This is a genomic window from Streptomyces solincola, assembly GCF_002982015.1.
Classification (GTDB): Bacteria; Actinomycetota; Actinomycetes; order Streptomycetales; family Streptomycetaceae; genus Streptomyces; species Streptomyces solincola.
The window spans coordinates 1-10,430 of record NZ_PVLV01000281.1 but is presented as its reverse complement, the minus strand read 5'-3'; the positions used below and the strand labels follow the sequence as shown (position 1 = coordinate 10,430).

Annotated in this window: 10 protein-coding genes, 2 tRNA genes and 1 pseudogene; 9 read left to right on the top strand and 4 right to left on the bottom strand. The window is 73.9% G+C overall.

Going from position 1 to position 10,430, the window contains the following annotated elements:
* Positions 1–264 precede the first annotated feature (264 nt).
* Positions 265–1,431, bottom strand: coding sequence for a M48 family metallopeptidase (locus C6N75_RS18565; RefSeq protein ID WP_105870025.1), 1,167 nt, complete (start codon positions 1,429–1,431; stop codon positions 265–267).
* Positions 1,432–1,649: 218 nt separating this feature from the next.
* Here C6N75_RS18565 and C6N75_RS30780 point away from each other — a divergent pair, with 218 nt between their 5' ends.
* The 8 genes from C6N75_RS30780 to C6N75_RS18530 all read left to right on the top strand — a co-directional run bounded on the left by C6N75_RS30780 (position 1,650) and on the right by C6N75_RS18530 (position 6,676).
* Positions 1,650–1,814 carry a hypothetical protein gene (locus tag C6N75_RS30780; protein WP_181160532.1) on the top strand — a complete coding sequence of 55 codons (165 nt, stop codon included), beginning with the start codon at positions 1,650–1,652 and terminating at the stop codon, positions 1,812–1,814.
* A gap of 80 nt (positions 1,815–1,894) precedes the next feature.
* Positions 1,895–2,050 carry a hypothetical protein gene (locus tag C6N75_RS30775; RefSeq protein WP_181160531.1) on the top strand — a complete coding sequence of 52 codons (156 nt, stop codon included), beginning with the start codon at positions 1,895–1,897 and terminating at the stop codon, positions 2,048–2,050.
* Between the two features lie 120 nt (positions 2,051–2,170).
* Positions 2,171–2,791, top strand: a complete 621-nt coding sequence (gene nadD, locus C6N75_RS18560) for a nicotinate-nucleotide adenylyltransferase (RefSeq protein ID WP_105870024.1) — start codon at positions 2,171–2,173, stop codon at positions 2,789–2,791.
* A gap of 19 nt (positions 2,792–2,810) precedes the next feature.
* Positions 2,811–4,682 carry an LCP family protein gene (locus tag C6N75_RS18555; RefSeq protein WP_105870023.1) on the top strand — a complete coding sequence of 624 codons (1,872 nt, stop codon included), beginning with the start codon at positions 2,811–2,813 and terminating at the stop codon, positions 4,680–4,682.
* 88 nt (positions 4,683–4,770) lie between these two features.
* Positions 4,771–5,208, top strand: coding sequence for a ribosome silencing factor (gene rsfS / locus C6N75_RS18550; RefSeq protein ID WP_105870022.1), 438 nt, complete (start codon positions 4,771–4,773; stop codon positions 5,206–5,208).
* The gene (locus C6N75_RS18545) at positions 5,205–5,858 is read left to right on the top strand and encodes a histidine phosphatase family protein (RefSeq protein ID WP_105870021.1); all 654 of its coding nucleotides are present in this window, start codon (positions 5,205–5,207) and stop codon (positions 5,856–5,858) included. The genes rsfS and C6N75_RS18545 overlap by 4 nt, the downstream gene beginning before the upstream one ends.
* 94 nt (positions 5,859–5,952) lie before the next feature.
* Positions 5,953–6,025 (top strand) — tRNA-Ala (locus C6N75_RS18540).
* Positions 6,026–6,442: 417 nt separating this feature from the next.
* Complete coding sequence (locus C6N75_RS18530; protein WP_105870019.1) at positions 6,443–6,676, top strand: hypothetical protein; 234 nt, start codon at positions 6,443–6,445, stop codon at positions 6,674–6,676.
* Here C6N75_RS18530 and C6N75_RS18525 read toward each other — a convergent pair.
* Entirely contained in the window at positions 6,655–7,986 is a 1,332-nt protein-coding gene (locus C6N75_RS18525) for a glycosyltransferase 87 family protein (RefSeq protein WP_258177486.1), read from the bottom strand. The genes C6N75_RS18530 and C6N75_RS18525 overlap by 22 nt on opposite strands.
* Before the next feature lie 190 nt (positions 7,987–8,176).
* Between C6N75_RS18525 and C6N75_RS18520 the strand changes: the two genes are divergently transcribed.
* Positions 8,177–8,249: transfer RNA gene (locus tag C6N75_RS18520), tRNA-Ala, on the top strand.
* Between the two features lie 170 nt (positions 8,250–8,419).
* Here C6N75_RS18520 and C6N75_RS18515 read toward each other — a convergent pair.
* Both C6N75_RS18515 and C6N75_RS30770 read right to left on the bottom strand, forming a co-directional pair.
* The gene (locus C6N75_RS18515; RefSeq protein WP_105870018.1) at positions 8,420–10,003 is read right to left on the bottom strand and encodes an NADH-quinone oxidoreductase subunit NuoF family protein; all 1,584 of its coding nucleotides are present in this window, start codon (positions 10,001–10,003) and stop codon (positions 8,420–8,422) included.
* A pseudogene (locus C6N75_RS30770) lies at positions 10,000–10,430 on the bottom strand (hypothetical protein); the annotation flags it as partial. The pseudogene C6N75_RS30770 and the gene C6N75_RS18515, both read right to left, overlap by 4 nt.

Genomic DNA, 10,430 nt, shown 5'->3' with positions numbered 1-10,430 from the left:
CTCCGCCCGCGCCCCCTCCCCGTCCACCTGACCCGGGGGCAGGGGCGGGGAAGGGTGCGGCGGCCGCCGGTGCCGCACCGGTGTGCCACCCGGCGGCCGCGGTCGATCAGCCGTCCCTACCGCGGATCCCCCGGCAGGACGTCCAGGCCGCCGCCGCCAGCCGGCCCTCGCGGGCATCCGAGTCGCGGGCCGGCCCTCGCGGGCATCCGGGCGACCGCGGTCAACCGGTGTGCCGTGCGCCCCGAGGGCCTTCCGCCGCAGGGGTCAGCGGGTCCCCTTGTCCCCGTCCCCGTCCTTTCCGCCGCTCGGGCCGTCGCCGTTTCCGCCCGGACGGGTGCTGCCGTTCGGGCCGTCGCCGCTTCCGTTCGCGCCACCCGGGCCCGAGTCCGGGCCGGCCGCCGACCCGCCACCGCCACCGGTGAACCGGTCGCGCAGCCGGCCGCCCAGGTCGCCCGCCCCGCCCGCCAGGTCCCCGACCAGCTTCATCAGCGGGTCCTTGCTGGTGCGCACCGAGTCGGCGTAGTGCGAGGCGGACTCGCGGAACGAGTCGGTGACCGAGGTGTCCTTGTCCTCCGAGCGGCGCGGATAGTGCCCGTCCATGATCCGCTGGTAGTCGCGGCTCTCCGCCCACTTCTTCAGCTCGGCCGCCCGGACCGTGGTGAACGGGTGCGAGCGGGGCAGCACATTGAGGATCTTCAGCACCGAGTCGCGCAGGTCGCCGCCCGCCTCGTACTCCTGGGCCTGCGCCAGGAACGCGTCCACGTTCATCTCGTGCAGGTGGTTGCCGCCGGCTATCTTCATCAGACCCCGCATCGAGGCCTGGAGGTCCTGGCCCACCAGCAGTCCGGCCCGGTCGGCCGACAGCTCCGACTTGCGGAACCACTCCCGCAGGGCCGTCACGATCGCCATGATCGCCACGTTGCCCAGCGGGATCCACGCCACCTTCACCGCGAGCCCGGTCAGGAAGAGCAGCACCGTGCGGTAGACCGAGTGGCCGGACAGCGCGTGGCCCACCTCGTGGCCGACGACCGCGCGCATCTCCTCCTCGTCCAGCAGCTCCACCAGACCGGTGGTCACCACGATGATCGGCTCGTCCAGGCCGATGCACATCGCGTTGGGCTTCGGGTCCTGGGTGACGTACATCGCCGGGACCTTCGCCAGGTCCAGGATGTAGCTGGCGTCCCGCAGCATGGTGTGCAGATGGGCGAACTGGGCGTCGCTCACCCGCACCGAGTCCGACAGGAACAGCAGCCGCAGGCTGCGCTCGGGCAGCAGGCCGCTCAGCGCCTTGAAGACGGTGTCGAAGCCGCTCAGCTTGCGCAGCGCGACCAGGGCGGAGCGGTCCGCCGGATGCTCGTAGGCCCGGGAGGAGATCCCGGGGAAACGCCTGCGCTGCCTGCCGGGCACGCGCTCTCGGCTGCTTTCGGTCATGCTCTGCCCCCATCGTCGTACGCGACTCGTCGGCGCCCACCCCCGCGGGCGCCCCGTGGCGCCGGCGCGGCCGGACGGTCTCGTCCCCCTGCCGGGCCCCAGCGTAGGCGGTGCGGCTACGGTGTGAACGGGCCTGTGGACAACCCGTCGACCGGCCTGTGGAAAACCCCGGACCGGGACCGGACCGGGACGACCCACGGACACGAGGAGTACCCCCCATGCACCACGCCGCCGCCCTGCTCGCCGCCGCCTCCGGACAGCAGGGGCCGGGCAACACGCTCCGGATCGTCCTCGTCGTCTCGATCGTCGGAGCCGTCCTGCTCGCCTGGTTCCTGCTGCGCGGATACCGCGACACGGGGAGTGACAACCGGGACAACGACTGAGTCGGCGTGAGCGTGCCCGGACCCCCCGCATACGATGTGCGCGACGTCTCAGCCACACCGACGGATAGGTCCTGCCGAAGATGAGCCTCCCCACCGCCGCCTCCAGTCTGGTCACGCTCGCCGCCGAGCACACCGAGCACAATCCGAGCCTCAACCCGTACCTGACCGGTGGCGGCGCCCTGGTGGTGCTGTTCCTGCTGCTGTGGGTCACCACCCGCTTCAACCGCGACCGCTGAGCCGTCCGCTCGGCCCCCAGAGGGGGACCGCCCGGCGGGCGACCGCCGGGACCGGGCGACCGCCGGGACCGGGCGACCGCCGGGACCGGCCGCGTCACCGTGCCGTTAGGCTCTGCACGCATGGGAGACCAGGAAGTGCCCGACCGTCCCGGCAAGCGCCGACTGGGCGTCATGGGCGGAACGTTCGACCCGATCCACCACGGGCACCTGGTGGCCGCCAGTGAGGTGGCCGCCCTGTTCCACCTGGACGAGGTCGTCTTCGTGCCGACCGGGCAGCCGTGGCAGAAGAGCCACCGGACCGTCTCCCCGGCGGAGGACCGCTACCTGATGACGGTCATCGCCACGGCGTCCAACCCGCAGTTCTCGGTCAGCCGCATCGACATCGACCGGGGCGGACCGACGTACACCGTCGACACCCTGCGGGACCTGCGCGACCGCAACGAGGACACCGACCTCTTCTTCATCACCGGCGCCGACGCCCTCTCGCAGATCATGCCGGGCTGGCGGGACGCGGAGGAGCTGTTCTCCCTCGCCCACTTCATCGGGGTGACCCGGCCCGGCCACGACCTGTCCGACGACGGCCTGCCCGAAGGCGGCGTCTCCCTCGTCGAGGTGCCGGCGCTCGCCATCTCCTCGTCCGACTGCCGTGCGCGCGTCGAGCGCGGCGACCCGGTCTGGTACCTGGTCCCGGACGGTGTGGTGCGCTATATCGACAAGCGCCAGTTGTACCGGGGCGAGTGAGCCGCGGAGAGGGGCACCGGTGAACGATCAGCACGACCCGTACGGCGCGTACGACCCGTACGCCCAGTACGACCCGGAGGGCCGCCCGCGGATCGTCGGCTACGACGCCTACGGGCAGCCGGTGTACCAGCAGCCGCAGCAGTTCCAGCAGCACCATCCGCAGCAGCAGTCCCAGCAGTCCCAGCAGTCCCAGCAGTCCCAGCAGCCGCAGCAGGCGGAGGCCGGCGACTGGCAACGGGCCGGTGGATACGCCGACCCGCAGCAGGGCTACGCCGACCCGGGACAGCAGGGGTACGGGCAGGGGTACGGGCAGCAGTACGGCGCGCCGTACGACCAGTCCCACGGCGGGTCGTACCAGGAGCAGTACCCGGACCCGTACGCCGGCCAGTACGGGCAGCAGCCCGCGCAGGGGTACGAAGCGGGCTACGGGCAACAGCAGCCCTACGCCGGTTCCTGGGCGCCGGCCGCCCCGGCGGCCGACCGGCCCTCCGTACCCGAACCGCGTACCGCGCCGGAGCCGTTGCCAGAGGGGGTTGCCCGCCCGTCCGGGCCGGACGGGACGGCCGAGCGGCCGTTGCCCGGGGCGCGGCGTGCCGACCGGGAGACCGCCGGCCAGACCCCGGACGGCGACTACCGCACCGAGCAGTTCTCCTTCGTCGAAGAGCCCGACGAGGACTCCGAGGACGTCATCGACTGGCTCAAGTTCACCGAGAGCCGCTCCGAGCGCCGTGAGGAGGCCCGCCGCCGCGGCCGCACCCGGGTCATCGCCCTGGCAGCCGTCCTCGCCGTCGCTCTCGTCGGCGGCGTCGGCTGGCTCTGGGCCGCCGGGAAGCTCCCCTGGTCCGGAGGGGACGGCGGCACCGGCGCGGCCACCGCGGCGGGCGGCCCGCAGAAGCGCGACGTGATCGTCCTGCACCTGCACACCACCGGCTCCGACGACACCGCCACCGCCCTGCTCGTGGACAACGCCACCACCAAGCAGGGCACCACCGTGCTGCTGCCCAATGCGCTGTCCGTCCGTGACGAGGACGGCAACGCCACCACCCTCGCCAAGTCCGTCGAGGAGGACGGCGGCACCGGCACCCGGGAGGCCGTCGGCTCGCTGCTCGGCACGAAGGTCACCGGCACCTGGCGGCTGGACACCCCGTACCTGGAGAAACTGGTCGAGATCACCGGCGGCATCGAGGTCAGCACCGACACCGAGGTGCCGGCCGGCGGCGGCAAGAACGGCGCGCCCCGCGTCCCGCGCGGCGAGAACCGGACCCTGGACGGCCGGATGGCCGTCGCCTACGCCACCTACCGGGCCGAGGGCGAGCCCGAGACGCGCCGGCTCCAGCGCTTCGGCCAGGTCGTCCACGGCGTGCTGCGCAAGCTCTCCGACGACCCGGAGGCCGCCACCCTCACCGTGCGGAACCTCGCCCAGGTGCTCGACCCCTCCCTCCCCGAGAACGACCTCGGCGCCTCCCTCGCCCGGCTCGCCGCGCACGCCAAGGCGGGTGACCACCGCACCGCGCTCCTTCCCGTGGGCCCGGACGGCTCGCTGGGCGAGGAGGCCGCCGCGAGCGTCGTCAAGGACGTCCTGGGCGGCTCGGTCAGCGCCCCCGAGCAGGGCGCCGCGCCCAAGATCGCGGTGCGGAACGCCTCCGGCGACCCGGACGCCGCCGAGGAGGCCAGGATCGTGCTGGTCAACGGCGGGTTCACCGCGGTCGACGGCGGCAGCGCGGACGACACCGCGGCCTCCGAGGTGCGGTACGCCGACCCGGCGGGCAAGACGGCCGCCGAAGAGGTTGCCAAGACCCTGAACCTGCCCGCATCGGCCGTTGCCCAGGGCGACGGAGCCGGCGGCGCGGCCGTCACCGTGGTGCTGGGCTCGGACTACGGCACCGGGTAGCGGCGGAGCGGAGCGTCATCGGTTTGCCGGGCTGTCGGCGGCACGTGAGACCCTTGGGGTGTCCCGGACCGCCGACGAAAGCCAGCATGTGACCGCCACCGACCGCTCCATCGAGCTCGTGACTGCCGCCGCCCAGGCGGCGGCCGACCGGCTCGCGCACGACATCATCGCCTACGACGTCAGCGACGTGCTGTCGATCACCGACGCCTTCCTGCTCGCCTCCGCGCCCAACGACCGCCAGGTCAAGTCGATCGTCGACGAGATCGAGGAGCGGCTGAACAAGGACCTCGGCGCCAAGCCGGTCCGCCGCGAGGGCGACCGCGACGCCCGGTGGATCCTGCTCGACTACGTCGACATCGTCGTCCACGTCCAGCACAGCGAGGAGCGTGTCTTCTACGCCCTGGAGCGCCTGTGGAAGGACTGCCCCGAGCTGCCGCTGCCCGAGGACGCGGCGCAGACCCGCGGCAAGGCCGAGGAGCACGCCCGGCTCACCGGCGCCGACGCGACGGACGGTGAGCTGAGCTGAACGGCGCCGGCAGCGGCCGCGGCCGCAAGATCGTCCTGTGGCGCCATGGCCAGACCGCGTGGAACCTCGAGCGCCGCTTCCAGGGCACCACGGACATCGAGCTGACCGAGGCCGGCGTCGAGCAGGCCCGCCGGGCCGCCCGGCTGCTGGCCGCGCTCAAGCCGGACGCCGTCGTCGCCTCCGACCTGCGGCGCGCGGCGGCCACCGCCGGTGAGCTGGCCGCGGTGACCGGGCTGCCGGTCGCCCATGACGCGGCGCTGCGGGAGACGTACGCCGGCGAGTGGCAGGGGCTGACCCACGAGGAGATCGTGGCCCGCTACGGCGAGCAGTACGCCGCGTGGAAGCGCGGGGAGCCGGTGCGGCGCGGCGGCGGCGAGCTGGAGACCGAGGTCGCCGACCGGGCGGCGCCGGTCGTGCTGGGTCACGCCGACAAGCTGCCGGACGGCGGCATCCTGGTCGTCGTCAGCCACGGCGGCACCATCCGCACCACCATCGGCCGGCTGCTGGGCCTGGAGTCCCACCACTGGGAGGGCCTGGGCGGGCTCACCAACTGCTGCTGGTCGGTCCTCGGCGAAGGCGCGCGCGGCTGGCGGCTGCTGGAGCACAACGCGGGCACCCTCCCGGAGCCCGTCCTCGGCGACGACACCTGATCCGAGGGCCGGCGCCCGACCACCGGATTTCCCTTTCCGGCAGGTCACCGGCTAGAGTTCTTCTTGTTCGCAGCGCGGAGCGCGAAGGACACGAGGGGCTATAGCTCAGTTGGTAGAGCGCCTGCATGGCATGCAGGAGGTCAGGAGTTCAATTCTCCTTAGCTCCACAGTCAAGAATCCCGTCCCCTTCAGGGGGCGGGATTCCGTCGTGTACGGGGCCGGGCGTCGTACGGGGCCGGCCGGCGGGCGGGCAGGCGTCGCCCGGGTGCGTGGAAGCGGACATTCCGTCGGGTACGCGACGACCGCCGGGCCCGGCCGCGGGCTGCTGACTCGTCCCGCTGACCGCCGTCCGCGGCCATGGCAGAATCGGACGGCCGGAGGGGACGACGGCGGTACGGGTACGGGAGGGAGTACGCATGGCCGGCAGCGGTTCCGAGGAGACTCCCGACCATCCCGGCGCGGTACGGGCGCGGACCGGACTGAGCTGCCCCTCGTGCGGCTCGGCCCACGTCGCCCAAGTGCTCGGTGACAACGGCGGAGTGTCCTATGTGTGCACGTCCTGCGGCCATAGCTGGAGCTGATCGATGGGTGCACACAGGCGGAAGTGCGACTGGTGCGGCAGCGGTACGCCGATCGTCCGCGACATGGAACCGGTCAACAGCCGTTACCAGTACTGGTGCGAGGAGTGCGCGCGGGCGCTGATCATAAAGGGCGACCCCATCGAGACCTACCGGGAACTCGAAGGGGAGCCCATCTACGGGCGCCTGCTCGACGAGCACTGCACCCTCAAGCGTTTCTACTCCTTCGCCAGAGCCTGACCGTCGGCCGCCCCGGCCGGGTCGTGGCGGCCCTGCGCGGGCAGCCGCACCCGGTCGTCCGCCGAACCGGTGGGCGGCCCCATGGCCGTACCGTCCCCGCCCGCGCCGCCCTCCCGGCGCAGCCTCAGCGCGAAGGCGGCCAACAGGCCCAGCCCCACCAGGGTGTACAGCCCGGACAGCAGCATCTGCCCCGGGTTCTGGTGCAGTTCGAGCCGGACCGGGGCCGGGGCGTGCGGCACCCACCACAGCGCGAACGAGCCGAACACCAGGCCCACCCCCGCCGTCCAGACCGGCCGCGCCCGCACCGCGAGCAGCACCAGCGCCGGCACGCACCACACCCAGTGGTGCGACCAGGAGATCGGGGACACCAGCAGCGCCGTCACCCCGCAGGCCACCACCGCCACCGGCCGGTCGCCGCGCAGCGCCGCGAGCACCGCGACCGCCAGGCCGGCCGCCCCGACCAGCAGCGCCGCGACCAGCCACCACACGCCCGGGTCGGTGGTGTGCAGCAGCCGGGCCAGCGCCCCGTTCAGCGACTGGTTGGCCGTCTCCTCCTTGCGGCCCACCCGGCTCGTCTCGAAGATCATCCGCGTCCAGAAGTTGCGCGAGTCGTACGGCAAGGCCACCGCGGACGCCGCCGTCACCAGCACGAACACCCCGGTGGCCAGGGCCGACCGGCGCAGCCAGTCGCCTCCCCGCCCTCCGTCGCGCCGCAGTCCCAGCAGCCCCACCGCCAGCATCAGCACCACGAACAGCCCCGGCGTCAGCTTCACCGCCGTCGCGAGACCGGTGCCGACGCCCGCCCAGCGGTGGCCCGCGCGCCGGGTGAAGTCCCACAGCACCGCCACCGCGATCAGCAGGTTGATCTGCCCGTACCGCAGCGTCGTCCACACCGGCTCGCACCACACCAGTACCGCCGCCGCCCACAGCGCGGTCGTCCACAGCGCCCGCGCCGGCGCCTCGGGCCGCACCAGGCGCAGCGACAGCCGCACCAGCGCCACCAGCAGCAGCAGGTTCCCCGCCGTCGCCGCGGTCCGCATCTCCGGTACGCCCAGCAGCGTCAGCGGGGTGAACAGCAGGGCGGCGAACGGCGGGTAGGTGGTCTGAAGGTTCGCCGAGGTGGCGCGCATCGCGTACAGGTCGCCGCCGGCGAGCACCGTCTCGCCCTCCGCCCGGTACACCGACAGGTCCAGCATCGTCACGTTCGCGGCGCGCTGCGCCACCCAGAACGCGGCGAGCGACAGCAGGCAGGCCACCGCCGCGGTGGCGAGGGGCGCCCGGGCCAGGCGCGCCCGGAGGTTCACGGTCACGGTCACCCCCAGGACGCTACCGGGCGCCCGGCCCGGGTCCGCACCCGCCGTGGGCCGGGCCCGCGCCCCGCCCCGTAACCGATTTGGCGAAGCACCGGGGGGACCGTGTAATGTTCTCTCTGTCGCCGCGAGGGAAGCCCGCCAGGGAAACCCGGACCGGGAGGAGATCCCGGAAGGCGGCACACCGTAAGGGGCTATAGCTCAGTTGGTAGAGCGCCTGCATGGCATGCAGGAGGTCAGGAGTTCAATTCTCCTTAGCTCCACAGCACGTGGGAGGCGGGTCATCCGGTCGGATGGCCCGCCTCCTTCGCGTTCCCGGCTCCCGGTCTCCCGAGGCGTCGGGTCGGCCGTCGCCCGTTTCCCGGGTCACCGGGCCCGTCACCGGGCCCGCCGTCGGGGAGACGACGAGCCCGGTCATGGGCAACGGCGGTGGTCAACCCTGTCCGCTGCCCAGGGCCTTGCGGGTCACGCCGGGCAGCGCCGGGCGGTCCGGCCGCTCCTGCGGGGCCGCCTCCAGCCGCAGCGCCAGCTCGGGACAGCGGCGCACCGCCAACTGGGCCCGGTCCCGCAGATGCATCGGCACCGACGCGTCGGCCAGCACCGGATAGCCGTCCCGGCCCATCCGCATCAGCTCCGGCACGATGTCCGCGCACAGCCCGTGGCCCTTGCACAGCGTCCAGTCCACGGCGAGCTTCTCGCCGGTCGGAATGGACTCCTCCGCGTCCTGGTAGCCGGGCCCCGGCAGCGGCAGCACCCCGGTCGTCGGACGGCCGCAGCCGCCGTGCAGCACATGCGCGGCCAGGTCGTCGGTGAACGCCGACAGCGTCGAGGCGAAGAACCGCGCCGACCCGTCCGGGTGCTTGCACACCCCGCGCCCCTTCACCGCCTGGGTCACCTCCCGCAGCGCCTCCAGCGCCGCCGGACCGCCGCCGTTCAGCACGTCCGACAGCCCGCCGGCCGCCGCCGGCAACCCCAGCCTGCACGGGCCGCACTGCCCTGCGGTCTCCGCCGCCAACCAGTTCGCCACCCGCTGCGCCTCGCCCAGCGGGCAGGTTTCCGGACCGATCGGCAGGATCGCCCCGGCTCCCAGCGAACCGCCGACGGCCGCCAGCGACTGCCGGGAGACCACCGCGTCGTGCACGGCCACCGAGTCGATCCAGTTGCCGTGGTAGCCGCCGGTCAGCACGCCCTGCGGCAGCGGCGGAGCGCCCGCCAACTGGAGCACGTACCGCAGCGGGACCCCGGTCGGCACCTCCACCACCATCGGCCGGGCCACCGCGCCGGAGATGGTCAGCAGCACCGTGCCCGGCTCGCTGTCCAGCCCGCTGTGCGCGTAGCGGGCCGAGCCGATCCGGCCGGCGACGGCCAGTTGCGCGTACGTCTCGGCGTTCGACAGCAGCGTCGGCGCCCCGCCCACACCGGACTCCGCCGCCCGCTCCCGGCGGCCCGGCGGCAGCGCGGGCCCGCCGCTCGCCGCGCGGATCACGGCCGACGCCTCACCGGAGACCATCCGCTCCGGGGTGCGCACCACCCGGGCCCGCAGCCGCTGCCCGCGCCGGTCGGACAGGCCGCGCTCGGCCAGCGCGGCGCGGATGGAGACCTCGGTGGAGTTGCGGGTCACCGCCACCACCAGCGTCCGGGCGCCCAACGCCTCGGCGGCCAGCAGAGCCCCGTCCAGAATGAGGTGCGGGGCCCGGTTGAGCAGCACGGTGTCCTTGCGGCAGGCCGGTTCGCCCTCGCTGCCGTTGACCACGACGACCGGCCGCACCCCGCGCCGGATCGTCGCCTTGGCAACGGCACGCAGCTTCCGCCCGAACGGGAAACCCGCCCCGCCGCGCCCGCGCAGGGATATCTCGTCGGCCAACTGCGCCAGCTTCTCCCCGGCGATCGGTTCGAGCGGCCCGTGGACCTTCAGATGCATCGCCAGGTCGAGCCGCTCGACCAGGTCGAAGCCCTGAGTGAGCTGGGGCAGGCCGACGACGCGGACCTCGGGGACGTCGGGGAGCGGGGTGTTCACGGGCGTTCTCCTGCGGGTGCGGTCCACGGCTCGCCGGCCGGCGGTTGCTGGAAGGGGTCCTGTGCGGGCGCGGCGAAGGGGGTGAAGGGCGGGAACGAATCCGGGCCGGGCGGGAAGGAGCCGCCGCCGGTGGCGCCGCCCGCGGCGGCGTGCCGCCGACCCGTGGTGCCGGCCGGGCCGCTGCCGCCGGTGGCGCCCGGGTCGCCGTACGGGAAGCCGTAGGAGGGGGGAGCGCCGGCCGGCTGCGGAGGGGTCGAGGCGAGCGGCCGGGAGAAGCCGGCGGGCTCGACCGGCTCGGCGGCCTCGAAGGACTCGTGGGGCTCGTGGGGCTCGTAGGACTCGTACGGAGAGTGGGAGGGCTGCTGGGGGACGTACGAGGAGAACGGCGGCGCGGCGGTCCGGGCGGACGGCGGGGACGGTGCCGGGG